This window comes from Bacillus sp. AK25 (assembly GCF_048270685.1).
Classification (GTDB): Bacteria; Bacillota; Bacilli; order Bacillales; family Bacillaceae; genus Bacillus; species Bacillus altitudinis.
The window spans coordinates 1,950,411-1,975,577 of record NZ_JBLUWC010000001.1; the positions used below are offsets into that span (position 1 = coordinate 1,950,411).

25 protein-coding genes, 1 other RNA gene and 1 riboswitch are annotated in these 25,167 nt (G+C 40.5%); of the genes, 6 read left to right on the plus strand and 20 right to left on the minus strand.

Going from position 1 to position 25,167, the window contains the following annotated elements:
• Positions 1–54 precede the first annotated feature (54 nt).
• The 3 genes from ACNO7B_RS10010 to ACNO7B_RS10020 all read right to left on the minus strand — a co-directional run bounded on the left by ACNO7B_RS10010 (position 55) and on the right by ACNO7B_RS10020 (position 2,485).
• Positions 55–564 carry an isoprenylcysteine carboxyl methyltransferase family protein gene (locus ACNO7B_RS10010; RefSeq protein WP_035703319.1) on the minus strand — a complete coding sequence of 170 codons (510 nt, stop codon included), beginning with the start codon at positions 562–564 and terminating at the stop codon, positions 55–57.
• Positions 564–1,661, minus strand: coding sequence for a type III polyketide synthase (locus ACNO7B_RS10015; protein WP_417901475.1), 1,098 nt, complete (start codon positions 1,659–1,661; stop codon positions 564–566). The genes ACNO7B_RS10010 and ACNO7B_RS10015 overlap by 1 nt, the downstream gene beginning before the upstream one ends.
• A 317-nt stretch (positions 1,662–1,978) precedes the next feature.
• A complete protein-coding gene (locus ACNO7B_RS10020) occupies positions 1,979–2,485 on the minus strand; it encodes a GrpB family protein (RefSeq protein ID WP_417901476.1) in 507 nt (168 codons plus the stop codon).
• 477 nt (positions 2,486–2,962) lie between these two features.
• Between ACNO7B_RS10020 and ACNO7B_RS10025 the strand changes: the two genes are divergently transcribed.
• Positions 2,963–3,817 carry a polysaccharide deacetylase family protein gene (locus ACNO7B_RS10025; RefSeq protein ID WP_417901477.1) on the plus strand — a complete coding sequence of 285 codons (855 nt, stop codon included), beginning with the start codon at positions 2,963–2,965 and terminating at the stop codon, positions 3,815–3,817.
• Between the two features lie 65 nt (positions 3,818–3,882).
• Here ACNO7B_RS10025 and pbuX read toward each other — a convergent pair whose 3' ends face one another.
• The 12 genes from pbuX to ACNO7B_RS10085 form a co-directional block, all read right to left on the minus strand.
• The gene (gene pbuX / locus ACNO7B_RS10030; RefSeq protein ID WP_007500846.1) at positions 3,883–5,202 is read right to left on the minus strand and encodes a xanthine permease PbuX; all 1,320 of its coding nucleotides are present in this window, start codon (positions 5,200–5,202) and stop codon (positions 3,883–3,885) included.
• Positions 5,199–5,783 (minus strand): xanthine phosphoribosyltransferase, encoded by a 585-nt coding sequence (gene xpt, locus ACNO7B_RS10035; RefSeq protein ID WP_057079411.1) that lies wholly within the window; start codon positions 5,781–5,783, stop codon positions 5,199–5,201. Before xpt ends, pbuX begins: the two co-directional genes overlap by 4 nt.
• Before the next feature lie 117 nt (positions 5,784–5,900).
• A riboswitch (purine riboswitch) is annotated at positions 5,901–6,000 on the minus strand.
• Between the two features lie 136 nt (positions 6,001–6,136).
• The gene (locus ACNO7B_RS10040; protein WP_046343822.1) at positions 6,137–7,642 is read right to left on the minus strand and encodes a carboxypeptidase M32; all 1,506 of its coding nucleotides are present in this window, start codon (positions 7,640–7,642) and stop codon (positions 6,137–6,139) included.
• A 127-nt stretch (positions 7,643–7,769) separates the two neighbouring features.
• Positions 7,770–9,707, minus strand: a complete 1,938-nt coding sequence (locus ACNO7B_RS10045; protein ID WP_417901478.1) for an ATP-dependent DNA helicase — start codon at positions 9,705–9,707, stop codon at positions 7,770–7,772.
• 75 nt (positions 9,708–9,782) lie between these two features.
• Entirely contained in the window at positions 9,783–9,980 is a 198-nt protein-coding gene (locus tag ACNO7B_RS10050; protein ID WP_017359721.1) for a hypothetical protein, read from the minus strand.
• Between the two features lie 105 nt (positions 9,981–10,085).
• Positions 10,086–11,240 (minus strand): THUMP domain-containing class I SAM-dependent RNA methyltransferase, encoded by a 1,155-nt coding sequence (locus ACNO7B_RS10055; RefSeq protein WP_048003152.1) that lies wholly within the window; start codon positions 11,238–11,240, stop codon positions 10,086–10,088.
• 109 nt (positions 11,241–11,349) lie between these two features.
• An RNA gene (gene rnpB, locus ACNO7B_RS10060) (RNase P RNA component class B) lies at positions 11,350–11,731 on the minus strand.
• Between the two features lie 60 nt (positions 11,732–11,791).
• Positions 11,792–12,097 (minus strand): cell division regulator GpsB, encoded by a 306-nt coding sequence (gpsB, locus tag ACNO7B_RS10065; RefSeq protein ID WP_008344631.1) that lies wholly within the window; start codon positions 12,095–12,097, stop codon positions 11,792–11,794.
• 75 nt (positions 12,098–12,172) lie between these two features.
• Positions 12,173–12,715 carry a DUF1273 domain-containing protein gene (locus tag ACNO7B_RS10070; protein WP_202394241.1) on the minus strand — a complete coding sequence of 181 codons (543 nt, stop codon included), beginning with the start codon at positions 12,713–12,715 and terminating at the stop codon, positions 12,173–12,175.
• 49 nt (positions 12,716–12,764) lie between these two features.
• Complete coding sequence (cotD, locus tag ACNO7B_RS10075; RefSeq protein ID WP_072368252.1) at positions 12,765–13,001, minus strand: spore coat protein CotD; 237 nt, start codon at positions 12,999–13,001, stop codon at positions 12,765–12,767.
• Positions 13,002–13,315: 314 nt separating this feature from the next.
• Complete coding sequence (locus tag ACNO7B_RS10080) at positions 13,316–14,563, minus strand: ribonuclease H-like domain-containing protein (RefSeq protein WP_417901479.1); 1,248 nt, start codon at positions 14,561–14,563, stop codon at positions 13,316–13,318.
• Between the two features lie 23 nt (positions 14,564–14,586).
• Entirely contained in the window at positions 14,587–16,833 is a 2,247-nt protein-coding gene (locus ACNO7B_RS10085) for a DEAD/DEAH box helicase (RefSeq protein ID WP_410685183.1), read from the minus strand.
• A 160-nt stretch (positions 16,834–16,993) separates the two neighbouring features.
• Here ACNO7B_RS10085 and ACNO7B_RS10090 point away from each other — a divergent pair, with 160 nt between their 5' ends.
• Positions 16,994–18,112, plus strand: coding sequence for an NADH-dependent flavin oxidoreductase (locus tag ACNO7B_RS10090; protein ID WP_237712007.1), 1,119 nt, complete (start codon positions 16,994–16,996; stop codon positions 18,110–18,112).
• A 50-nt stretch (positions 18,113–18,162) separates the two neighbouring features.
• Here the strand turns inward: ACNO7B_RS10090 and ACNO7B_RS10095 are convergent, their stop codons facing one another.
• Positions 18,163–18,669, minus strand: coding sequence for a PTS sugar transporter subunit IIA (locus ACNO7B_RS10095; protein ID WP_008344623.1), 507 nt, complete (start codon positions 18,667–18,669; stop codon positions 18,163–18,165).
• A 168-nt stretch (positions 18,670–18,837) separates the two neighbouring features.
• Between ACNO7B_RS10095 and ACNO7B_RS10100 the strand changes: the two genes are divergently transcribed.
• The gene (locus tag ACNO7B_RS10100) at positions 18,838–19,257 is read left to right on the plus strand and encodes an Hsp20/alpha crystallin family protein (protein WP_007500867.1); all 420 of its coding nucleotides are present in this window, start codon (positions 18,838–18,840) and stop codon (positions 19,255–19,257) included.
• A 21-nt stretch (positions 19,258–19,278) separates the two neighbouring features.
• On the opposite strand, the gene ACNO7B_RS10105 is transcribed toward ACNO7B_RS10100, so the two are convergent.
• From ACNO7B_RS10105 to ACNO7B_RS10115, 3 genes are all read right to left on the minus strand, one after another.
• Positions 19,279–19,731 (minus strand): YppG family protein, encoded by a 453-nt coding sequence (locus tag ACNO7B_RS10105; protein WP_017359729.1) that lies wholly within the window; start codon positions 19,729–19,731, stop codon positions 19,279–19,281.
• A gap of 108 nt (positions 19,732–19,839) precedes the next feature.
• Complete coding sequence (locus ACNO7B_RS10110; protein ID WP_225310452.1) at positions 19,840–20,220, minus strand: YppE family protein; 381 nt, start codon at positions 20,218–20,220, stop codon at positions 19,840–19,842.
• Between the two features lie 49 nt (positions 20,221–20,269).
• The gene (locus ACNO7B_RS10115) at positions 20,270–20,503 is read right to left on the minus strand and encodes a DUF5446 family protein (protein WP_231131595.1); all 234 of its coding nucleotides are present in this window, start codon (positions 20,501–20,503) and stop codon (positions 20,270–20,272) included.
• A 196-nt stretch (positions 20,504–20,699) separates the two neighbouring features.
• Here ACNO7B_RS10115 and sspM point away from each other — a divergent pair, with 196 nt between their 5' ends.
• Complete coding sequence (gene sspM / locus ACNO7B_RS10120) at positions 20,700–20,804, plus strand: acid-soluble spore protein SspM (RefSeq protein WP_017359731.1); 105 nt, start codon at positions 20,700–20,702, stop codon at positions 20,802–20,804.
• 23 nt (positions 20,805–20,827) lie between these two features.
• On the opposite strand, the gene ACNO7B_RS10125 is transcribed toward sspM, so the two are convergent.
• Complete coding sequence (locus ACNO7B_RS10125; RefSeq protein WP_017359732.1) at positions 20,828–21,784, minus strand: DUF2515 domain-containing protein; 957 nt, start codon at positions 21,782–21,784, stop codon at positions 20,828–20,830.
• A gap of 46 nt (positions 21,785–21,830) precedes the next feature.
• Here ACNO7B_RS10125 and recU point away from each other — a divergent pair, with 46 nt between their 5' ends.
• Together recU and ACNO7B_RS10135 are read left to right on the plus strand one after the other, a co-directional pair.
• A complete protein-coding gene (recU, locus tag ACNO7B_RS10130) occupies positions 21,831–22,466 on the plus strand; it encodes a Holliday junction resolvase RecU (RefSeq protein ID WP_057079360.1) in 636 nt (211 codons plus the stop codon).
• A gap of 19 nt (positions 22,467–22,485) precedes the next feature.
• Positions 22,486–25,158 (plus strand): PBP1A family penicillin-binding protein, encoded by a 2,673-nt coding sequence (locus ACNO7B_RS10135; protein ID WP_065460621.1) that lies wholly within the window; start codon positions 22,486–22,488, stop codon positions 25,156–25,158.
• Positions 25,159–25,167: the final 9 nt, after the last annotated feature.

The following is a 25,167-nucleotide window of genomic DNA, read 5'->3' on the forward strand; positions in this document are numbered from 1 at the left end:
TGAGAATGTTTATCATTAATGAAAGTGTAGCACAATTGATAATGATTTTCAATATTAATTTAATAAATACTGATTCAGTGCTTTTTCCTCTGTTTGTATTCTGACCATCATCATCCATCCATTTAAACACGTAAACAAAATGGCAGTAATAAATGCGTTAAATAGCAGCGGAATGAACATCAGTTCAATCGCCACAACCACATAGTTAGGATGCTTTAACCAGCGATACGGCCCCTTTTTCACAATCATCGCATTTGGAACGACTAAGATTTTTGTATTCCAAAACGTCCCAAGTGAACATAGTGCCCAGTACCGAATCACCTGGGTAGCAAGCAGGAATACAAGCAGCAATAGGAAAAAACGAGACGGTTGACGATGCAGCAGCCATGTCTCTCCAATAAGCGAGAGGAAAAAAGCTGCATGCATAGCGACCATATAAGGATAATGGCTTGCACCAAATTCAATCGCTCCGATCGCCTTCACCTTCTTTTCATTTCTTTTCGCCACAAGCATTTCAATGAGGCGCTGAAAAATGAAAATGCCAATCACTATCCAGAAAATCATCAAGAGAGCCCCTCCCATTTCATGAGCAATAATTCTGACGAAAAGCCTGGACCAAGTGCTCCGCAAAGCCCCACCTGTCCTGCATCTAGTGACTGATGTTCAAGAAAATGCTTCATGACATATAAAACGGTGGCAGAGGACATGTTTCCATGCTGTTTCAGAACCTCTTTTGAAGAAAGTAGCTGATGCTCTTGTAAAGATAGGCTTTCAAGATAGGCATCAATCACTTTTTTTCCTCCAGGGTGAGCAAGAAAAACGGATACATCCTCTGTTGAAAACCCTAGCTGATGTAAAAATTGATCCACTTGCTCTTTTAACCACCCAGAAATGATGGACGGAATGTCACGTGAGAAGATGACCCGAAATCCATCGGCGGTAAAATCCCATCCCATCACATCCTCAGAATCTTTCATGGTCACTGACTGCGTGCCAAGCACTTTAGGTACTGTTTTTAACCGTGTATACTTAGAGGCAGTCTTTTCTCCAGTTAAAAGAACGGCCGCAGTCCCATCACCGAACAGCGAGGTTCCAATTAAATTGCTTTTTGATTGATCTTGCGGCTGAAAAGTGAGGCTGCAAAGCTCGCAGGCAACAACGAGCACTTTCGCTTCTGGATACGCCCTGATGTATTCATAAGCTCGGGATAAGCCTGCCGCCCCGCCCCCGCAGCCTAACCCCCAAATTGGCACTCGTTTCGTATAAGGAGAAAATGGAAGAACATTCATCAGCTTTGCATCAAGACTTGGCGTTGATAACCCTGTACTGGAGATGAAAAACAAAGCATCAATCTCATCAAAAGGAACTGGCTTTGTAAGAAACGCTGTTTCATGCAGACAGTGAAAAACGGCTTCTTTCGCATGAGCCAATGCTTTTTCGACATAAAGATTATTTTTCTCTTCAAAAGAGTGATGTTCTTGATACCAATCAATAGGCTGTACAAACTGCCTGCTCTCTATTTCGCCATTATTAAAAGCTTTTAATAGCCGATCAATATCTTTAAACGATCGTTTAAATTGAGACCTTGCAAATTGAGCAGCTGCTTGCTGATCCACATGATGTTTTGGCAGACTTGTTCCAACTGAAAGAATGTATGCCATCGGCTTCACCTCTTTTTTCGGTTAATATCCCCAATCAAAAAAAGGATATACATGCCAAAACGACACAATTCAGTCAAAATATTTTCCTCCGTCTAACTTTTTGTCTTGACGACAATTGATAAATATTGGATAATATAGGTGAAAACATGATGTAGTTTTCCTCCTTCACAGGTTCGTTCCAAGCCAAGCGAACCTGCTTTTTTTTATGCAATTTATGTTCAAAAATAATGGTGATTTAATGAAAAAAAGAACTCCGTTAATTGGGAGTTCCTCTGTGAATGACCTCTCTTATGAACATCTAAAGAACAAACCCTCACCTAAATCTTTTCGAGGATTGACTTAATAAAAGCAGTTTTTTCATCTGCGTATTTGTGTTTGTCATTTCCATGTAATCTTGATAATTTAAGTTTAAGCTGTTGGTACTCACTTCTAGCTTGCTCATTATTTCTCAAGTAATCTCTGAAATTTAACTGTTCAAGTAAATACTTATTATGTCTTTGGTACATATGGATTTGATGTGTTCGTGGTTCTCCTTTATTAAAGTAGTGTCTTTCAGGTAATACGTCTGTTCCTTTATATGAGTAACCGAGTGCTTCCAACGCTTTTACACATTTTTCTCCATCAAAAAAATGTTCTATTTCAATTGCAATATCAATAATTGGCTTAGCGCTTAAACCTTTTACTGCCGTACTTCCAATATGATGTACATTGATTGTGTATGGACCAATATCAGCTATTATCTGGCGCTTTTCTTTTTCATATTCGTTTTTCCACTCCATAGACCAAGGCACTAAAAAAACTTCCCCTCTTGGTAATCCTAACATTTACTTATCCCACCTTTTAACACCCATTTGGAGAATGTTAATAAACCAACTTTATCATAAGTCCCATATGGAGAGAGCAGATAGATTTCAATAATCATCCTATTCGTTTAGATCTATTTCTTGGTTGATGTCATTCAATACGATTCTTAACAATTCACTCTCATCTTAGTTTTATATCTAAAGAACAAATGATTATTAATAGAGTTAGTTAACATAGCTTTATGCAAAAAAGCACCTCTCAAATGAAAAGTGCAGACCGTAGAAAAACCCCACCTTTCATTTAAACATGAATGGATCACCTTTTTTCTGATCAACACAAATAAATAACCATAAAATGCTAATTTATTTGATGATTATATATGAAAAGGGGGTTTTTTCCTGTATACTTAATCAATATGAGCACCATGAAAAACAGTGAAAAAAGACAGAATCTACTACATGATTCGGCACAAAATTTAATTGACTGGAGTGATTGTCATGAAAAAGGTGTCCAAAAAACAAACACCCTACAACACGATATTTCTCTCGAAGATAATTGGTTTAGTGCTTCTTACACTGTTTCTCTTTTTTATCTGGGATATGTCTAAACCCCATTTGCAGGCGACAAATGGGCAAGCAAAAATTGTTACTAGCAGTGACTTCCGAGACACAAGTATCAGTCTGAAAGCAAAAGATCATTCTACAAGAACATTGGATCAACAATTTAGGACCAATCCAAACCAACAGACAACGAATAAAACGGTCTTTTTAACATTTGATGATGGCCCTTCTGCTACATCAAATCAGCTGTTAAATGTCTTAAAAGCACATCAAGTGAAGGCGACATTCTTCATGCTTGGACCGCAAATCCAAGCTCACCAAGCAGCTGTGAAAAGACTTTATCAAGAAGGACATCAATTAGGGCTTCATGGCATGACGCATGATATAAACCGCTTTTATCAAAACAGTGAGTCTCCCGCAAATGAAATGAGAGAAGCTCAGCTCATTCTTGCTTCTGTTACAGGTGTTTACACCCGTCTTGTGAGAACACCTTATGGCAGTGTTCCAAATTTAACATATGATCAAAAAGTACGCTTAAACCAATATGGCTTTATTTACTGGGATTGGACGATTGATAGCCTTGACTGGAGATATAAAAACTCACAATATGTTCAAGAGGTATTGAATCAACTGCAAATGTTTGAGAAAAATAAACCATGGGAACCAAAAGTGATTTTAATGCATGATCAACCCTCTACCACGAACTATTTAGATAGCCTGATTACACAACTAAAAGCAAGGGGCTATACATTTGCAGTCATTAACGAAACAATGCCTCCGGTACAACATTAATAGCACTAATCACAACAAGCCCGTATCCAAAGGATGCGGGCTTTCAGCTCTCCAAAGAGAAGTGATTACATAACAGATTGCTTAGGTTCTTCCATTAGCTCCTGCTCTGTTTCTTTTTTAAAAGGAATCATGTGATAAATAATATGAAGCAAAATAGCGGTAAAGCTTCCGGCGACAATTCCGTTACTTGTTAACAATTTAATCGATTCTGGCAAATGCTCAAACATTTGCGGCACAACCGTTACTCCGAGCCCGATGCCAACTGAGCATGCGACAATGAGTAAGTTTTCCTGTTTGGCAAAATCGACGCGTGAGAGCATTTTAATCCCGTACGCAATGACCATGCCAAACATGGCGACCATTGCACCGCCTAGAACGGATTTTGGAATAATCGTTGTAAATGCCGCGATTTTAGGAAAAAGGCCAAATACCATCAATAATACACCTGTCACCACAATGACCTGATTTTTCTTCACACCTGTTAATTGGATCAATCCAACGTTTTGGGAGTAGGCTGTGTATGGAAAAGCGTTGAAGATACCGCCTAATAAAACGGCAATTCCCTCTGCACGATATCCCTTTGCTAAATCCTTCTCTTTTAATGAACGATTCGTTAAATCTCCGAGCGCAAAGTATACACCCGTTGATTCGACTAATGACACAATGGCAACTAATGTCATTGTCATGATTGGTGCAAATTCAAAAGTAGGCAGCCCAAAGTAAAAAGGCTCAATGATGCGGAAAACTTGTGCATTCGCCACTTCTGCTGTCTCCACCTTCCCTAAGAAAGCAGCAACTGCTGTCCCAAGTAGAATGCCGATTAAGATGGCAATGGCTTTCATGAATCCCTTTGTAAATCGATAGAGAAGGACAATGATAAACAATACAAGAAAAGCAAGTCCAAGATTCTCAAAAGAACCATAGTCTGCACTTCCTTCACCACCTGCCATATTGTTCATGGCGACCGGAATTAAGGTAATTCCAATGATCGTGACGACGGAACCTGTGACAACGGGCGGGAAGAATTTCACAAGCTTCCCAAAGAAAAATGAAAGAGCAATGACAATACACCCTGCCGCGATAATACTTCCATATATAGACGAAATTCCATATTTAGAGCCAATCGCAATCATAGGAGATACCGCAGTAAATGTACAGCCTAGTACAACAGGCAAACCGATGCCAAAAAAGCGGTTTTTCCATACTTGAAGCAGTGTGGCGGCACCGCACATGAAAATATCTGCCGAAATTAAGTACGTCAGCTGGGCTGGCGTGAGCCCAAGCGCATCTCCAACAATGAGCGGGACAAGAACCGCACCTGCATACATCGCCAGTACATGCTGTATCCCTAGCGAAAGGGTTTTGGCTTTTTTAGCGGCACTCATGATTGTACCTCGCGTACAAACGTGACTTTTCCTTCCTCGAGCGATTCGATACGTGCGAGTGACTCGACTCTATAGCCCATTTGCACAAGCTCTTTTCTTCCAGGCTGGAATGATTTCTCGATAACAATTCCAAAACCAGCTACTTTTGCTTTCGCTTGCTTTGCGATTGTAGCTAGTCCCTTAGCGGCTTCTCCATTTGCTAAAAAGTCGTCGATAATTAACACACAATCATCCTCACTAAGGTGCGTGTTAGAGACAGCGATCGTACTTTCTACTTTTTTGGTAAAAGAATACACACTTGCTGTCAAAAGGTTATCCGTTAAAGTCAGTGATTGCCGCTTTCTGGCAAAAACAACCGGCACATGAAGGGCAAGTCCAGCCATGACAGCAGGTGCAATACCAGAAGATTCGATTGTGATAATTTTAGTAATTCCATCATGCTTAAATAATCTAGCAAACTCTTGACCGATCTCATGCATTAACACAGGGTCAATTTGATGATTTAAAAAAGCATCTACCTTTAGCACTTGATTTGACAGAACGATTCCTTCGTTCTCAATCTTTTGACGTAACAATTCCATCATTCTTCCTCCCAGCATATTAGCAACTTTCATTTTTTTGCATAAAAAAGCATTGCTGTCCATTAAGGAGCAAGCAATGCGAAAACGACCCACGGGATCTTCAGCTCATACAAAAGCTGTTTCATTTTGCTCACTCATAGTCGGACGGTATCGGTGTCCGGTAGAAACTTGCGTGCCATTATCACGCGATTATACGAGTGTTATAGTGTTCAAATTATAACAAGATTTCAGACGCTTGGAAAGCACTTTTCTAGAAAAATACCGAACTTAAATAATCATTAAGCTTTAAACGTTCGTTTTTAGAATATTCAACCAGCAAAAAAGCACCCTTTTGATTAAAGGGTGCCTTTCATTTATGATAAATATAGTTTCGTGTACTTATCTGTTAAATAATCAATTAAGTATTGAACATTTAATTCTTCACCAGTTGCGTCTTGAATGATCTCAGATGGCTTTTTCCGTTTTCCATGCTGATGGACATGTTCAGTTAGCCATTCTTTTATCGGTGCAAAAGACCCATTTTGAATCAGTTCATCAAAATTCGGTAAATCTTTGATCATTTGCTGCTTTAATTGCGCCGCATACATATAACCAAGTGCATATGAAGGGAAATAACCAAAACTACCATCAGACCAGTGAACATCCTGCAAAATACCAAGCGCATCGTTAGGCGGCGTAATGCCAAGATATGCTTTATATTTTTCATTCCATAACGCCGGCAGATCTTCAACTGCTACTTCTTCATTGAAAATGGCTTTTTCAATTTCATAGCGAATAATAATGTGAAGTGGATACGTGAGTTCATCTGCTTCAATTCGAATGTAAGTCGGCTTCGATTCATTCACCGCATGCACAAATTCTTCTAAAGTGACATCTTTAAATTGTTCAGGAGATGCCTCTTGCAGCTTTTGATAATACGTTTTCCAGAAATCTTCATGTCTGCCGATAAAGTTCTCAAAGAAAAGAGACTGTGATTCATGAATACCCATTGATGTGCCGTCACATAAGAGCGTTCCGCTCAGTGCCTCATCAATATTTTGTTCATAAATGGCATGGCCGCATTCATGAATGGTGCCAAAGATCGCCATGCGAAAATCGTGCTCATCATAACGCGTCGTCACACGTACATCCCCTCTGCTTAATGTCACAGCAAATGGATGAACCGTTGTATCAAGTCGTCCTGCGTCAAAGTCATACCCTAACTCTTTTAAGAAAAAGAGACTCAGCTCTTTTTGTTTGTCGATCGGGAAGCTTTTCGATAAAAACGAAGTATCCGGTTTATTTGGCGAAGCTTCAATTTTTTTCACGAGAGGAACGATGGCGTCTCGAAGTGCACCGAATTTTTGATCGAGTTGTTCAACCGTCATATCCGGCTCATAATTATTGAGCAGCACATCATATGGTGTTTTTTTCACGCCCCAGTACTGGATGAAACGCTTGTTAAAATCAATCAGCTGTTTTAAATAGGGTGCAAAGAGTGCAAAATCTGATTTCTCCCTTGCTTCTACCCAAACATGTTCTGCTTTTGATTGTAGAATGGAGTATTCTTTAAATTCTTCTTTTGGAATTTTGCTGTTTTCATCATATTCTTTTTGCGATAATTCGAGTGCCTTCTGCGTGTCTTTTGACAGCTTTTCTTTCTCTTTATTTAATGCATCAAGAAGATCTCTCATTTCATCAGAAGTCTTCATATTAAAGATATCGCTGGATAATTGACCGATGGTTTCTGCTCTGAAATCAGCACTTTTTTTAGGCGCTTGTGTTCGAGAGTCCCAATAAAGTAAATGAAGCGCCTCTGTATAATGGGCGATTTTTCCTAGTAATTGATAAAACGCTTTCTCTTTTGATTCAAGACTCATGCGTTCGTTCCCCCAATCAATAAAATATGTATGTACGTTTCAAGGCTACTTCAATAAATGTTCTTTTGTCAATGAAAAAGGAGGATACGCTGATCGTATCCTCCTCTTATTGAATGGTTTTCTATCATTAAGAGATCACTGGCTTTACTGGAAGAACGGATTCAATTTTACTTTGTAGCTCAATATCTTTCTGACTGCCAAAGTAAATATGAATGCTACCAGCATCTTGGCTTGTCCGAATCAGTCTCCCAATGCCCTGCCTTAGACGAAGCAGCATGTACGGAAGATCCACTTCAGTAAATGCATCTTTCGCTTCATTCCGTTTTGCTTCAAATACTGGGTCATGCGGTGGATATGGAAGTCCCCAAATGACCACATTTGTTAGAGACTGTCCTGGAATATCCAGCCCTTCCCACAAGTGAACGGAACATAACACAGATGTTTCATCCGCTTGGAACTTTTGAACAATGGTACTGATCTCCTCGTCTCCTTCAAAATACACATGGAAAGGCAGTGATTCATTTGATGCATCGAGCTGCTTTCTAAATATATGCAGTTCATCAAATGAAGGGAATAAAATAAGAGATCGACCGTCGTTTTCTTTTACCTGAGATAGCACGTGCTGACCTTTTACAGCTGACTCTGTCATTGGCTGCTGAATTCCGTGGAAATACATTTGCATTTGCTCCTCATAATCATACGGCGAAGCCACACTCATGGATAAATAATCTTTGATCCCAAGACTTTCAGCTAAATAATCAAATGATTGATTTTCAGACAACGTAGCAGATGAGAAAATATAAGGGATTTTTTGCGAAAATACCTTTTCACCAAGCACCTCTGCTACCGTTTTTGGCATGACGACAAAGGTGGTATCTAATTCCTGCTTCTCCAGCCAGCTAATGGCATTTTTCTGATAAAGCGACAGAGAATACGCCATCTGCTCAATATACTCTTCCACAACAGACAATTCGTATTGATCAATTGTGTACATCTCTGATTCAAATACGAGCGCTTCCCCAATCTTCTCAAGCAAATCACATAATTCACTTGCTGAACGCTTTACCTCATCTACACGACCAATTTCAAGACGGTGTGATCCTTTGATTTCTTTGGCATTCGTTTTTAAGAGGTAAAAGAACTGATCGTTTGTTGCAAGTGCATCTTCAACAAGCTCTGCAAACTCTTCACGAATATCATTTTGCAAAAGACGCTCCAAAAACGTCTCAAGTGTTGATTGCTTCACTCGGTATGTTAGCGCTTTTTGTGCTGCAAACTCAAGAAGATGTCCTTCATCAAATACAACAGAGCTATGCTCAGGAAGGAGCGGCAGCTGTCCTTCACGTTTACGTGACTCCTTTGTCCATACATGCTCCATGTAAAAGTCATGAGAACAAATGATGAGGTCTGTTGCTTTTCTGTAATGGTCTCTTGATAAATTCAAGCCACAGCGGTGCCGCATGTCGCACGTTAAGCAGTCCTGAAAAGAGTCATAGCCAATTCTTGACCACTCATCATTTGTTAATTCTGGATACTCTTTTCGATCACCATACGGATAAAATGTCTGCATCCCATGAGATTCATGAACAAATGAAGGAAGCGATTCATAAATGTCGAGCCACTTCTCATCATCTTCACGTTGCATCGTTTTCTCTAGTTTCTTTAAGCATAAATATTGATCATGCGATTTACTTAATCTCGCATCTATTTGAATATCAAGGTGATTGGCAATTTTATAGATATCACCTTCTTGTTTGACCAGCTGTTCAATTAACGTTTCATCTGCACATGCAATGATCGCAGGTTTCCCTGTATATCTTGCATATGTGACCGCAAATAAAAGGTAAACGATTGTTTTGCCTGTGCCTACCCCAGCTTCGGCAAACATCACACTTTTTTCTTTAAAGGCTCTTTCTAACTGAAAAGCCATGAATATTTGTTCATCTCGAAGATCAAAGCCCTTTTCTGGCAAAATGTCATAAAACACATCACCAATCCAGTTGCCCAGTTCTTCGTAAAAATTATGTTCTTTTGTTAATGAAAAAGGCAAACGAGACGCTGTCACCTGCTTCAACCCCCAACTTTTGAATCATTCAGACATTCAATAGTACCATTTATGCTGGGGTATGACAATCTTTTTTTAAGAGCGCAGGCGATGCTGGTAGCTTTCCTTCATTAAAAATGCGTGCTCTGAATGGTCTATGTAGTTTTGAGCCATTGCTAAGTTCTCGATGGCTGCCGTAAGTTTAGCAGATTGTCCTGTTTCAATCCCTTCTATTTCTCGGGCTGTTGAAGCGAGTGCTTTTTGAATTAACTGAAATTGATCATAATGAATCATGAAGACACCTCTTTTTTTAAAATCAAGTTCAGTTTATTCCGTCCCGTCAAGACTTATACCTTTTTAGCATAAAAAATCCACACCTTCTCGTGGTGTGGATTTTTGTTACGATTCAGTTGTTTGCTTTCTAGGCCTGCGTTTTCCCCAGTATTGATAATAGTCTGTTTTAATAAATCCATTAAACAGTTTTCTCTTTTTCGTCGCTTTTCTTCCGAAACACTCTTCGAATTTTTCATGTGACGTTAAAATGTAAATGGACCACGTATCTAGGTTTTTCAATGCTTCGCCCATGCCTTGATACATTTTTTCCACAGCTGGCTTATCGCTGAGACGTTCACCGTAAGGCGGATTTCCGACAATTACACCATACTCTTCTTTTGTTTGAAAGTCCTTCACTTGCATTTGCTTAAATTGAATCAGTTCACTAAGTCCAGCTTCTTCTGCGTTCAGTTTCGCAATCTCTACCATACGATGATCGATATCGCTCGCGATAATGTGAAGCGGCTGATCATAGTTCGCCTTTTCTTCTACTTCAAGGCGTGCTTTGTTCCAAACGTCCTCACCGATCCATTCCCATGATTCAGATGCGAACTCACGGTTAAATCCAGGGGCAATGTTTTGTCCAATCATCGCTGCTTCAATAGCAATTGTTCCTGATCCGCAAAAAGGATCGACAAACGGACGGTCAGGTGTCCAGTTCGTTAATAAGACAAGCGCCGCTGCAAGGGTTTCTTTAATCGGAGCGCCCCCTTGATCTGCACGGTATCCACGTTTATGAAGACCCACACCTGACGTATCGAGCGTCAGCAATACTTTATCTTTTAAAAGTGCTACCTCGATTTTGTATTCAGGGCCTGTCTCTTCTAGCCATTCAGACTGTATGTTGTAAGATGATCTAAGTTTTTGCGCGATAGCCTTTTTGACGATGCGCTGACAATCCGGCACACTGGCAAGCTGAGATTTAACAGATTTACCAATGACGGGAAATGTGCTATTTTTCGGTAAAAATGCGGCCCAGTCAATGGCTTTAGTCTGTTCAAAAAGCTCATCAAATGTTCTAGCCGAAAATTCAGCAACTTGGACCTTGATCCGATCTGCTGTACGCAGCCATAGATTCGCACGGCAGATGGCAAGCGCATCCCCTTGAAAAATGACTTTTCCGTTATCTACGGTGCACTCATACCCGAGGTCTCTTACTTCTTTTGCAACAATCGCTTCAATTCCCATTGGCGCTGTTGCGATGAGTGTATAGGTTTTCATTTGTTTATCACCTGTTTTCTCGTTCTATTCTGTAATCAAGATAAAAGCTCTCCATATGTAGAAATAGGAGAGCTTTGATTTCATCATGTTTATGATAACGGATATAACGTTCTGTAAGCCATGTTTTGTTCCATCGTACTGCAAACGGCAAAAGCCTCGTACTCAGGTGGTAATCATCTATCTACAGAATTCTCTGTCCTTCTCTCCGTTTGGTTCCTTTGAGAAAGTTCCCCTACCAAGTTTGGGTTTCTCGCTCGAGGGGTTTACCGCGTTCCACTCTCACCATTTCTAGTGAGACTTCGTCACTGTGGCACTTTCAAGGATACTTTGCCATATCCTAAAAGGACGTAGGCATTTTTCCTGCCGTCAGCCTTTCCCAGGCTGCCCTGGCTTATTTTTTCGCCAGGCACGAACACTACGGGCATCTCAGCACCGTGCGAGCATGGACTTTCCTCTGCAATGTCAAAGCATTACAGCGATTACCCGAACGTTAATCAACATGCGTTATTATAAACGACAATGTCATCTGACACAAGCTTTTTTGGTATTACTCAATCATAAAGTTTGCTGCCGAAAACGTGTTTCTCAAGATTAGATAGTCTTTTTAAAATATCAAAGTTTGTTGTATTGGACTGTGCAGGCTGTCTTTTCCCTTGCTCAACCGCTTCTTCAAGCTGTTTTGACAAGTGAAGGTTTTCTTGTTGGAGTTTTTCAATTTCTTGATGGAATGTCTCATAGTCTTTAATGACCATATCTAGAAATTTATCGACTTCTTCTTGTTTATACCCTCGGACACCTGTTTTAAATTCTTTTTCTAAAATTTCTTTCGCAGAAAGCTTTACTTTATCAGCAAGCATCTTTTTCACCTCATATCGTGAATTCATAGTATATTTTTTCAGAAATACGTGACGTTGTCAAATTTTCTCTTGCTTTTAGTCAAAAAACGGATCTTCCGCCTCAACCTGTGCTCTTAAATCATCCATTGTGATATACATAATTGGGTAGTCGGTATAGGTTTCAGCTTCTTTAATCATATATTTTGGCGAGCCTTCGTGCTCGGGATCATATAAGACGAGAAGGCCGTCCGTTTTTTCAATAAAAAAGCGGTTCTTTTGTTTAAATTGTGCCGGACTTTCATACGGTCTATGCGTGACACTTTCTACAAAATCAGCTTGTGCAAGAACGCCTTCATACAGCTCTTTATTTTGTTCATTCCAGCGCTCTTCCTGTTCATAAAATGGTGTAATGACAGCAAGTTTTAAATCTGGAAACTCCTCTTGAAGCTCAAAGACCACTTCAGCTGTCCATATTTCTGCCCCTAACTGACCTGAAATGAGCACCCATTCCAGCCCGTCTTCAATGAGTGCCGTCAGCCTTTTCCGAAGTTCCGCTTTTATGTATTGAAGTGCAGGCTCGTCTTGTTTGAAGATCCCAAGCTCAAATGGCTTGTACCCTGTGACAGCAATAATTTTCATTTTTTCACCTGCTTTTAAAAAAAGGGACTTATAAAAGTCCCATTTCACTTTATCTGTTACAGCAAGGTCCACCGCAGTTAAAGTGTTGATGTGTTGCCGGGTCCACCTGAGAAAACGTATGCGGGAAGTAGTGAACATGTTGGAAATTTTGGTGATGAACATTTGTTACATGCTGCGGGTGGATGTGCGGCACAATTGTAGTTGACTCACTATGCGTACAGCAGTGATTCGTTGGATGTACAATTGGCTGTGTAACATTTGGATTGCAATGATGATGATGGTACATGTAGCATTCCCCTCTCCTTGATTTTCTTACATTAACAATGTATGAATCAAGAGGTGTACATGTACTAATGCATTAACCTATTTTAAAAGTTTGCAAGAAAAACATCTTTATAGTTTGAAAACACAAACGCGACCAATATGACAACAAGAAAAAACAAGTAGAAAAGACCCTTATACATGCTCTACGCTCCTCATTCAATATCTAACGTTATTTTACAGGATTCGTGACTTTTCTACAATAAAAGTGCTAAACAATTTTTATTTTCGGCCGAGAGCCGAACGTTGTCATTTTTTGCGCTTTCCCAGGCAATAATTTCATTGCCCAGTTTTTCTTAAGAGCCGCTTTTCTCGCTTGTCAAATTCCACAATGTCTCGTTCACTTAAAGACGATTGTGATAACAATGTTTGGGTAATGGAAAGTGCTGCTTTTGGATCTTTTTGACGGTGTTCTTCATACTTTGCTAGCTCTACACCCGCTTTTAATCTTACATGAACATCACTTGATTCAAATAGACGCCTCCATATGCATGCCGCTTCATCCCATTGTTTTAATCGCTTGTACTGTAATGATAGATCATAAGCTGCTTGATCCGCATGCTCAAACGCTGCTCCCGTTAATTCTTGCAGGTGCTTTGTTGCTTCCTGCACATCACGGTGAGCAAGATGCCACTTAGCTAATGCATATTTCTCATCGTCTTCCTTCACCGCATCTTTGGATAAGATTTTTTTAGACAAATGAATGTAGAGACTGATTAACGATAAGACATCAAGTTCATTGTGAGTCAAAATTCCTTCAATCAGTTTCGGGTTTTGTTCCTTTAAAAAGTGAAAATAGATCATTGGTGCGAGGAACCCCGGTGTATCTCCCTCTCGATTGACGTGCAGTTCCTCTTTTTCTACAACCGAAAGAGCCATACGCTCATATTTATGTTTCCACAATCTCCTTGACCCATGCAGAAGGTCAAAATGACCAAATTCAGGTAGAGCAGGTATTTGATCGCGTAATAATGTATGCCTCGTTTTGACTTGAGGCCAGTCAAATGATTTTCCATTATATGTAACGAGTGATTCGACATCCACCTCACTAAGAAAGCTTTTGTAAAGTGCCGCTTCATTTCCTGGATTCGTGAGCAGATGTTGTTTTACCACTACTTTATCTGAATAAACTCTCGCATGCCCAAGCAGAAAAATCATATTTCCCGTTCCGCCAGACAGTCCTGTTGTTTCTGTATCGAAGAAAAATAGCTCGTGAGGCTTGTAGCCTTTTGCAGAAAGAGAATGCTGAATCTCACTTTTGTTCCATGCACTCACCATCTCCGGCAGTTCTGCAAATGAATATCGCCCATGCTGATGGTCAAGTGGATAGGTCACTTCCCGAATGAGGCAGAAAGAGTCTTCAAAGTAGTAAGGAGCTGCACCTAATTCCCCCCACTCTTTTAGAAATGGAATGGTTTCAGCTGTCACAGTGTGCGTTTGTTCCTCTTTTACTGCCACACGCTTTTCATCTGACTGATTGTGCGACAGGTGTTTTTTCATTCTGTTTAATTTTCCTTTTAATGACATGAGTACATCTATTCCCCCTTCCCTTAAAATCCTGCCATCAATTGAATGATACTGCTTTTTCCATCGATCTCTTTCATTTCCATGCCAATACAAGATGGACAGCCGTTCTCGCAGCTGCATCGCTCAATCAGCTGAGTGGCTGCACGGGCAATTTCATCAAAGCGAGCCTGCACCTCTTTACTTAAACCGATTCCACCTGGGTAATGATCATATAAAAATACGGTCGGTTTCCCGGTATGGGCTGCCTTTATTTGAGAAATGACATGAATGTCTGAACGGTCACACATGACAAACGCCGGAACAATATGCTGAAGAACATTAGCAATACCGAGCAAGAGCTGTTCAAGTGTTTTTTCTTCAAATGTCCGCTCTGCTTCATGTAATTCAAACCAAGCAGCACTCGTATGAATCTCTTCTTCAGGTAAGTGAATCGGGCCGGAACCGATATTTTCCCCAGTTGATAATCGAATTTTTTTGAAAATGGTCGGCATTGCATTGACGGTCACATCACCGTAGTGAACAGATACCGCATCTTTCTCTGTTGTTTGATCAATTTCAAGCACCTTGAGCTGAACTGCTAAATTCGCATCTGTATAATATTCTACATCGACTTGTTTCACATAAGCCTTAAGATGCTCATAATCTAGCTTTTCCACTTGATACTGAACACCTTCATGTAAATAAATCGCTTCATCATGAAGTAAGGTCATCGCACTGAATCGATCCATCTCCCCAATAATTCGAACATTCGCTACATCGGATTGATCGACAATGACGACATTTTCCTGACTTGCAGATCTCAGACTGATGCCATGAGCCGGGAACGATTGATCTGACCAATAATAACGGTTCCCGCTGAAATGAAGAACCCCTTCTTCATGTAAGTATTGCAAGATTTCTTCTACTTCCATACTGCCAAACTGTTCATCTTCTCGAAACGGTAGCTCGTAGGACGCACATTTTAGATGATCGACTAGGATGATAAGGTTCTCGGGATTGATTCTTGCCGATTCAGGTGGTCTGTTAAAGAAGTATTCAGGGTGTCTGACAATATATTGGTCAAGTGGCGATGAGCTTGCGACCATGATAATGAGTGCTTCCTCATGACGCCTTCCAGCTCGTCCAGCCTGCTGCCACGTACTCGCTACACTGCCAGGATATCCAGTCATGATACAGACTTTTAGCTGTCCAATATCTACTCCTAATTCTAGTGCGTTTGTGCTGACAACACCGAGAATGTCTCCTTCCCTTAAGCCTTTTTCAATCATGCGCCGCTCTTTCGGCAAATAGCCCCCACGATAACCACGGATCGATTTAGGACCAATTTCTTTTTTCACTAGTTCTTGAATATGACTTAGGATAACTTCAACTCTTACCCTACTTCTAGCAAAAACAATCGTTTGAATTTTTTCTTTTAAAAATGTTTTAGCGAGCTGATTCACAACAGTGGCCGCACTTTGTCTAATATTTAATGGCTTATTGACGACTGGCGGGTTGTAAAAGACAAAATTCTTTTTACCGCTAGGTGCTCCGTTGCGTTCAATGAGATGCACCTTGCTTCCGGTCAGCTGCTCTGCAAGCTCTTTCGGATTCGCTATGGTCGCTGAAGTACAAATAAAGGTCGGGTCACTTCCATAAAATGCACAAATTCGCTTTAGTCTGCGAATGACATTGGCGACATGACTGCCAAACACGCCTCGATATGTATGAAGCTCATCAATGACAATATACTTTAAGTTCTCAAATAAACTGACCCATTTCGTATGGTGAGGCAAAATCGCTGAATGCAGCATATCTGGATTTGTGATGACAATATGTCCTGCCTGTCTGACGCGCTGGCGAATCGCTGGGGAGGTGTCCCCGTCATAGGTTTCACTGTGAATTGGAACATCCATCTCATGAATGATTTCGTTTAATTCACTTTTTTGATCTTGCGCAAGTGCTTTTGTTGGAAATAAATAGAGGGAGCGGCTTGTCTGATCTTCTGCGATCGACTGAAGAACTGGCAGATTGTAGCAAAGCGTTTTACCTGAAGCTGTAGGTGTCACAGTCACCACATTCTCACCATCCATCACACGTTCAAAGGCTTCCTTTTGATGAATGTACAGTTCGCTCACACCTCTTTTTTCAAGCGCCACTTTGAGCCTGTCATTGACTCTTTCAGGAATTGGAGAAGTCAGTGCAGGCTTCGCTTCAATTTCATGCCAATGCTCGACCTGTTCGTCTTTTTTTAAATCTTCTATGAGTTCGTTCATTGTTTTCTTCTTCATCTGGTATCCACCTCTCATTCTAGTGTACCGAATATTTGTTTGCATGACTAGGCGGCAATTTTTTGATGCACCGCTTGTGAGCAAATATTTTGATGTGTTGTAACAATATCTATTACACTTCTATAGTGAAATGATTTTATCAAGGAAGAAGATGATCAGATTGAAAAACGAATTTAAGCCTTTATTTGAACCTTTTACATTCCCAGGGGGTGCCTCTATTGATGGCCGTTTAGTCGTTGCACCAATGACACACTTCGGTTCTCATGAGGATGGCACGATCTCAAAGGAAGAAATTGATTTTATTACCGCTAGATCAAGCGAAATGGGCATGGTCATCACCGCATGTGCAAACGTGACGCCAGATGGTAAGGCGTTTGAAGGACAGCCTTCTATTGCAAGAGATGAAGATATACCTGGCCTTCAAAAGCTTGCTTCTGCGATTCAAGCGAAAGGAACAAAAGCCATTATGCAAATTCATCATGGCGGCTCTCAGGCTCTCCCTCATTTAGTCCCAAACGGTGATGTCGTTGCGCCAAGTGATGTATTTAAAGATGGAAAACAAATTGCGAGAGCTTTGACAGAAGAAGAAATTCCTCACATCATCGACTCATTTAAAGAAGCAGCAAGACGCGCGATCCAAGCAGGATTTGATGGGATCGAAATCCATGGAGCGAACGGATATTTATTACAGCAATTCTACTCCCCGCATAGTAATCAGCGTACAGATCAATGGGGCGGAAGCGAAGAAAAGCGTCTGGCATTTCCAATTGCAGTAGTAGATGCAGTGAAAGAAGCAATCAAAGAGCATGTAACAAAACCATTTATCTTTGGGTATCGATTATCACCTGAAGAACCAGAAACACCTGGTTTAACCATGACAGAAACATTTACTTTAGTGGACGTACTTAAGACGAAAAACCTTGATTACTTGCATATTTCTTTAATGGAGATTGACGCTAAGGCAAGACGTGGTGCTGATACAAGTAAGACGCGGATGGAGTTATTAAAAGAGCGCTGTGGTGACACGCTTCCACTCATCGGCGTCGGCAGCGTCATTACAGCTGAGGATGCACTGAATGCATTTAATCAAGGGATTCCACTCATTGCTGTTGCAAGAGAAGTCATTGTTGATCCCGATTGGGCAGTAAAGATTAAAGAAGGCAGAGAAAACGAGATTGAAACCGTCATTAAACGCAGTCAAAAAGACAAGTACATGATTCCAGAGGGTTTATGGACTGTCATGGAAGCAAGTAAAGGCTGGGTTCCAATGGAGGATTAATGTCCTCAATCAAAAAACTACCCTATCAACTCAGGGTAGTTTTTTTTGGATTATTTCATTTTCACTGTAAAAAGCTTGGACGTCTGCTTTTCTACAGAGCCCTTAGGTTCTTTGTCAAGATGTTCTACTAAATCACCATTCATGATGACAATTGGTGTCACTGTGCTTGCCGCTTTTTCTTCAATCAGCGCTAAATCACACGTAATGAGAGGATCACCTGCTTTCACTTTATCCCCTTCTTTTATGTGTGCTTCAAAGCCTTCACCATTTAATCCAACCGTTTCAAGTCCGATATGAATCAGAAGCTCAAGCCCTGAGAGTGTTCGAATCCCAATTGCATGTTTTGTATGGAAGAGTTGAATAATTTCACCATCTACTGGTGACACAATGGTGCCGTTTTTTGGTTTTACAGCTACGCCGTCTCCCATCATCTTTTGAGAAAAAACGGGATCTGGTACATCGGTCATATCCATTAACTCTCCATCAACTGGAGAATAAATGACTTCTTCCTTTACATCATCTTGGTTTTTTCCGAAACCGAATAATTTTTTCAGCAATGTTCATTTGCTCCCTTCAAGCTTTGCTTCTAGATCTATTCAGCGTATAAACCTTCACGCCCATACACCTTGCTTCATTCAACACTATTTAATCATAATTTTTTCCTCTCATCAATTGATAACCGCCTGAGCCCCTTTTGCATAGGCTGTAGATGAGAGGTGATTCAAATGAAACATGAAAGTGAAAAGAAACACGAGTTGTTAGCAAATGAAGACATTCTATATGAAGCGATTGAACAATTTTTTGCATCATCGCCATTTCATGACATTTTAAATAGTGCAGAGGCGCTGATGACCACGAGCCATTCACTTGCATCCATTACAACCGATGTGACAGAAGATGATCAATATGTATATATTGAGATTCGATTTCCAGACCATTTTGTCGAAGGTGATATCGCACTAGAAGTGAAAGCGCAATATTTACACTTATCGGTACAGGAAAAAATCAAAACAGACACGACTTCCTCCTATTCGAGCTTTACCAAAACCATTTTAATGCCTGCAAAAATAGATGAAACCAATATGAAGAGCGTTTGGAAAGATCAATCACTTCGTGTGACTGCGCCAAAACAAACAACCCAATAGATGTATATCTATTGGGTTTTGCTATGCTTTAAAAATACTAGTAAATCCTTTCGCCAATGAGCCCACTTGATTCATTGTACTCATCATTTGTCCAGCAGTATCAAACATTTTATTAAAATCGTATTGCCCATTCGTTTTTTTAAATTGTGACAGCACACTTTTAAATTGAGATGATTGCTGTTTTTGCGGCCTTGGCAAAGGATAAGGATTCATAGGCTGCTGCATAGGCATCATGCCCGGCGGCTGCATTTGCGGCTGATTCATTGCTTCAGGCTGCGGCTGATAAGGCTGGAAGTTTTCCTGATATCCAAAAGGCGGCTGATAGCCTGCAGACGGCGGCTGGTTCATTTCACCTTGATATGGGGGCATGAAATATTCTGGAGGCTGCGGAGGCTGCTGCATATCTGGATACGGAAAAGGCCGTTGCTGAAATTGATTCATTTCATAAGATGGCTGGTTTGAATAAGGGAACACGTATCTCGCTCCTCTCGCTCTGAAAACATATTGAAGTCAATGATATATTATGTTCAGGTAGCAGAAGATGTGCCTACAGCAGCCATAAGAAAAACGCAGGCTGTTTCATCAGCTGCGTTTGTTGATTTCTTCTATTAAAAGGTTCAGTGTATAAATCACTGATTCAACTAAATTTTTCACACGAGGTGCATGCTGTTTGCCAAAATAAGATTGCAGCACAACCTCTTTTCCATTTTCTTGGACGGCTTCAAGCTGTTCTTGATGTAAGTATCTAGGTTTGGCCTGATGAATAAATGAGGTAGCAGCAGTAAGCCACTCTTCCATTTGCTGATCAAATTTGACAACGGCCGGTTGAATATCGTTGTAAAAATCATAAACTGGGTATTCCTCTTCTGCCTTTCCCTTTAGGTACTGCTCGTATGCTTCTTCGATCCATGTGATCAACTCTTGTGTATGTTTAAGTAATGTTTGATTATCCAAAGTGTTCACCTCTATGAACCATCCTATCAAACGTTTACTTATTGCTCAAATAGAAAAGCTATCCGGCGTGATATGCGGGTCTTGCCGCCAGCTTATACTCTGCTGCATGAATTTTCAATTCACATTCCTTCACTTCAGATTCAAGACGGTCAATGATTTGTTCTTGCTCCTCTACGGCAGCGTTTTTTGTTTTTTTGACAGCTAAAGACAGTTCTTCTTCCACCGCATCAATCTTTCGCTCAATTTCCTCTAACAACTGCATAATGGATTCTTTTGATACAAATTCGCTCATCATCAGATTCCTCCTTTATCATCTCTCGTTACATTCTCTTTTCTTTTGCTCCCTCCTTCATACATGACAAAACTAGAACTAAATCGCCAATCTAAGTGAACATAAGCGCAATTTCTTCCATTTCGACACGTGCTTGTCCTTCTTTGTATGATCGCGTCCGATTGTGTAAATTCTAAGGACAAAGGAGGTAGATGTCATGAAAAAGCAGCAAGCACCAAAAGAGCAAAAAACAAAAGGGAAAGAAAACAGTACAGATCAGCTTGATAAAAAGCTCGGCGGCCCTAACCGTCCATCCACGTAAAAAAAGCAGGTACCCCCTGCTTTTTATTTATGCAAAAAATAGTGTTCTAATGAGAAAAGAAAACGAAGCTGCCTTTTTTTATGAAAATACCAGTCGGTCAGCTCAATTTGTTTTGGTAAACGCTCTGCTTCAAACAAGGATGGACTCAATTTCTTTTGAAACCAATCTTCCCTTTGATCGTCTAATGAATGCGTCATGACTGGATACACCGTTCTGAGGAAAGGGCTTGACCTTCGCGCAATCCCTAAAAACGGTTCAAAATCAAATCGAGATCCCGTATGTGGCACGGTATGCAAAAAATGATAAAAATCCGAAAACAAATCGGCTCGAAACAATAGTTTTGCTAGTTTTTTCCCTAACGTAATGCGCTCTTTTACTTGGGAAAACTTTCGTATGGTTAACCCGTACAAATGCCCGTCTACTGTCGGAAAAACGACGGTTTGAAAATGTGCCCACTCGCTGAAAAGATATTGAATCGAGTGAAAAACATTCTTTTTCAGTAGAGGATTTTGTATAATAGGAGATTGTATAGTATATTGTTCATTTATGATGAGTGCATGCAGCAGTCGCTCTGTGTCACGCTTTTGCCAAAATCGTTCCCACTCAGCGCTCATAAAACGAGACACACCGAAATGGGGCAGCAGATGAAATAAAGGTTTGCGGCACCTTTTTGACCATTCATACAAGAGAAGCTGCGGGTAAGCATCTGAAAAGATCAGCCAATTCGCTCTTTCATATGCTGTAAAGAACAGATGCCCTTGCTGATCCGTTAAACCCGGATGGAAGAGCTCGCCTTTTAAATCTGTCATCGACCATCCAGCATTTCTGGAGACAAAAGAAGCAAGCAGAGACCATTTCATCTCTGGATGACGGTCATAAAAGCGCTTGTACGCATTTGTCCTTGTCAGGTTGTCCTTATTTTTCGCTTTCGTTTCATGTAAAATATGCTGGGTAATCATGTGCTCTTGTTGTGACAACATGGTGATCTCTCCAATACAAAATGCATTAAAAGGAGGCTGAAACTTGATGATTCGGTATCCTAACGGAAAATCGTATCAGCCCATTCAACAAATTGGGACAAAAAAAAGAATCAGCGGCGAATCATCTTATAGTAACCGCGGGATGATGCTTGAAGCTGACTTAAATGAAACGAACCAGTACTATTTGGTCAACGGGATCGCAGTCATTCATAAAAAGCCTACCCCTGTTCAAATTGTCAATGTGGATTATCCAAAAAGAAGCGCTGCTGTCATTAAAGAAGCCTATTTTAAACAATCCTCCACAACAGACTACAACGGGGTATACAAAGGGCGTTATATCGATTTTGAAGCAAAGGAAACCAAAAGCACCACCTCGTTTCCACTCAAAAATTTCCACGACCATCAAATTGAGCATATGAAACAGGTTGAAAAGCAAGGCGGTATTTGTTTTGTTATTATATCCGCATTTGGTTCCGTTTATTATTTGTCCGCTACTGACCTCTTCTTCTTTTGGGAGCGGCAGCAGCAAAACGGCCGAAAATCCATTAGCAAAGATGAATTAATGGAAGCAGGTCACCTCATGACACTTGGATATTCGCCAAGAATTGATTATATTAAAGTAGTGGAGACACTTCATTTTTCGGATGACAGCAAGCAACATTTACGTTCGAAAAAGGTTTAACACGAAAGGTTGAGATGTGATGTCTGATCAATTTACAAGTCGTGAACAGCGACGTAAAGCAAGTCAAGAAAACAATAAGAAGCAAAAGAACAAAAAAGGCAAAAAGAAAGCAGGTCTATTTAAAAAAATATTTTTATCTTTACTCGTGATCGGTCTTCTTTGTTTAGTAGCCGGAATCACAACTTTTGCCGTTTTTGCATCAAGCGCTCCTTCTATTGATGATAGCAAGCTAAAAACGCCGTATTCTTCAAAACTTTACGATAAAGACAAAAAAGTCTTTGCAGAAGTCGGGGCGGAAAAAAGAACGTATGTCTCGATTAAAGATATACCCGACGTGGTAAAAGATGCGTTTATTGCAACTGAAGATGCACGTTTTTATAAACACCACGGGATTGATCCTATCCGTATTGGCGGTGCTCTTGTCGCAAACGTCGAGGACGGTTTTGGAGCAGAAGGTGGAAGTACGATTACACAGCAGGTTGTGAAGAACTCCCTGCTTAACAATCAAAAGACGTTAAAACGTAAAGTACAGGAAGTGTGGCTCTCGATTCAGCTTGAGCAAAAATACTCTAAAGATGAAATTTTAGAAATGTATTTAAACCGTATTTTCTTCTCTCCTTATGCTTATGGTGTTGGGAAAGCGGCTGAACAATTTTTCGGAGTGACAGATTTAAATAAACTAACTGTTGCACAGGCTGCCACACTTGCAGGTATGCCGCAAAGTCCTTCTGCCTATAACCCAGTGAAACATCCAGAGGCAGCGGAAAAACGTCGTAATATCGTTTTAGGCCTAATGAAAAAACAAGGCTATATTTCAGAAAAAGATTATGAGGAAGCAAAAGCAACACCTGTCAGCAAAACAGTTGTTTCAGCTGATAAATATAAGAGTCAAAACTCAAGTAAGTACTCTGCTTATATTGAAGAAGTCATGGAAGAAGTACAGAAAAAAGCCAAAGTAGATGTATCAACAGATGGATTAAAAATCTATACTTCTCTTGATCGAAAAGCACAGGATCATCTGGATGACATCATCAATGGGGATTCAGCCGGATTTACGAAAGGTATGCAAGCTGGAGTCACCCTGCTAGATACAAAAAATGGTGAAATTCGTGCCATTGGCGGTGGTCGTGATGTACCAGCCGGCGGCTTTAACTATGCCACTGATGCAAAACGCCAGCCGGGATCTACAATCAAACCAATTTTAGATTACGGTCCTGTAATTGAAAACAAAAAATGGTCAACATATCAGCAAATTGATGATGCGCCTTATACGTACTCTAACGGTACACCAATTAACAACTTTGACAGAAGACACTTAGGGAAAATGTCGATGAGAAGTGCTTTGGCACAATCACGAAACATCCCTGCTTTAAAAGCTTTCCAAGAAGCTGGTACAGATAATGCTGTTCAATTCGCCAATAACTTAGGTTTGGACTTACCTTCTGACATTCCTGAGTCTTACTCAATCGGCGGATTTGACGAAGGTGTCTCTTCTCTTAAAATGGCTGGTGCATTTAGTGCATTCGGTAACAACGGATACTATAATGAACCGCATGCTGTAACGTCTGTTGAATTTAATGACGGGACGAAGCTTGACTTAACGCCAGACTCAAAAGCAGCCATGAGTGATTACACTGCATTTATGATCACAGATATGCTGAAAACTGCTGTACAATCTGGAACAGGTACACTTGCACAAGTACCGAATGTTCAAGTAGCTGGTAAAACAGGTACAACCAACTTTACACAAGATGATATTAATAAATACAACATCCCTTCTGGCGGTGCGAAAGATTCATGGTTTGTCGGTTACACGCCGCAATACACAGCAGCTGTGTGGACTGGAATCGGCAACTCAAAAGATGCGGACGGCAAAATGTGGCTTACGGATTATGAACAACGTGTTGCCAAAGTTGTCTTCCAGAAATTAATTTCTCAAATTGATGATGGAAGCGGCTCATTTGAAAAACCAGATAGTGTCGTTGAAGCAACGGTTGAAAAAGGATCAGATCCAGCGAAGTTAGCTGGACCAAACACACCAAGTGATAAGAAGACAACGGAATACTTCGTCAAAGGAACTGTCCCAACAAAAGTTTCTGACACATATGAAAAGAAAGAAGCTGACAAACCATCTGACTTAAAAGCGGTGTATGATGAAGAGAAAAAATCGATTACACTCACTTGGGGTTATGATGACGATGCAGATGCAACATTTAATGTAAAGCAAGCGGTCGATGATGGCGGCTATAAAGACATTCAAAACAGCTCTTCTAAAGAAGCCGTCATCTCTGATGTGAAGCCAGGATCCACCTATAAATTCCAAGTGACAGCGACTGTAGACGATGTCACAAGTAAAGCGGCTTCTACCTTCCTCACCATTAAAGATGACGAAGAAGAGGAAGAAAAAGCAGATGATGAGAACAAAGAAGAAGAAGAGCCACAGCAACCTGATGATGAGCAGACAGATCAAACTGATGATAATCAAAACCAAGGTGGCACTGATGAACAGAAGCCTGATGATAAAAAAGATCAAGGCGGAAATACCGAAAATGGTGATGGCTCAGACAGTACAAATGGAAACAGCAACTCACAGAGCGATGCCAATAAAGATAAAAAGAAAGACGACGAGAAAGCCAATTCTCAAAGCTCAAATACTCAGTCAAATTCTACTTCTCGCAAAGAAGACGAATAACAAAAAAGC

Bases quoted from the DNA above. Each gene is read 5' to 3' on its own strand.
- ACNO7B_RS10010 (WP_035703319.1), bottom strand. From the start codon at position 564: ATGATTTTCTGGATAGTGATTGGCATTTTCATTTTTCAGCGCCTCATT.
- ACNO7B_RS10055 (WP_048003152.1), bottom strand. From the start codon at position 11,240: ATGAAAACCTATACACTCATCGCAACAGCGCCAATGGGAATTGAAGCG.
- ACNO7B_RS10015 (WP_417901475.1), bottom strand. From the start codon at position 1,661: ATGGCATACATTCTTTCAGTTGGAACAAGTCTGCCAAAACATCATGTG.
- ACNO7B_RS10040 (WP_046343822.1), bottom strand. From the start codon at position 7,642: ATGAGTCTTGAATCAAAAGAGAAAGCGTTTTATCAATTACTAGGAAAA.
- recU (WP_057079360.1), top strand. From the start codon at position 21,831: ATGATTCGGTATCCTAACGGAAAATCGTATCAGCCCATTCAACAAATT.
- gpsB (WP_008344631.1), bottom strand. From the start codon at position 12,097: ATGCTTGCTGATAAAGTAAAGCTTTCTGCGAAAGAAATTTTAGAAAAA.
- cotD (WP_072368252.1), bottom strand. From the start codon at position 13,001: ATGTACCATCATCATCATTGCAATCCAAATGTTACACAGCCAATTGTA.
- ACNO7B_RS10020 (WP_417901476.1), bottom strand. From the start codon at position 2,485: ATGTTAGGATTACCAAGAGGGGAAGTTTTTTTAGTGCCTTGGTCTATG.
- ACNO7B_RS10085 (WP_410685183.1), bottom strand. From the start codon at position 16,833: ATGAAGAAGAAAACAATGAACGAACTCATAGAAGATTTAAAAAAAGAC.
- ACNO7B_RS10115 (WP_231131595.1), bottom strand. From the start codon at position 20,503: ATGAGCGAATTTGTATCAAAAGAATCCATTATGCAGTTGTTAGAGGAA.
- sspM (WP_017359731.1), top strand. From the start codon at position 20,700: ATGAAAAAGCAGCAAGCACCAAAAGAGCAAAAAACAAAAGGGAAAGAA.
- ACNO7B_RS10125 (WP_017359732.1), bottom strand. From the start codon at position 21,784: ATGTTGTCACAACAAGAGCACATGATTACCCAGCATATTTTACATGAA.
- ACNO7B_RS10050 (WP_017359721.1), bottom strand. From the start codon at position 9,980: ATGATTCATTATGATCAATTTCAGTTAATTCAAAAAGCACTCGCTTCA.
- ACNO7B_RS10070 (WP_202394241.1), bottom strand. From the start codon at position 12,715: ATGAAAATTATTGCTGTCACAGGGTACAAGCCATTTGAGCTTGGGATC.
- xpt (WP_057079411.1), bottom strand. From the start codon at position 5,783: ATGGAATTGTTACGTCAAAAGATTGAGAACGAAGGAATCGTTCTGTCA.
- ACNO7B_RS10025 (WP_417901477.1), top strand. From the start codon at position 2,963: ATGAAAAAGGTGTCCAAAAAACAAACACCCTACAACACGATATTTCTC.
- ACNO7B_RS10080 (WP_417901479.1), bottom strand. From the start codon at position 14,563: ATGTCATTAAAAGGAAAATTAAACAGAATGAAAAAACACCTGTCGCAC.
- ACNO7B_RS10100 (WP_007500867.1), top strand. From the start codon at position 18,838: ATGAAACATGAAAGTGAAAAGAAACACGAGTTGTTAGCAAATGAAGAC.
- ACNO7B_RS10135 (WP_065460621.1), top strand. From the start codon at position 22,486: ATGTCTGATCAATTTACAAGTCGTGAACAGCGACGTAAAGCAAGTCAA.
- pbuX (WP_007500846.1), bottom strand. From the start codon at position 5,202: ATGAGTGCCGCTAAAAAAGCCAAAACCCTTTCGCTAGGGATACAGCAT.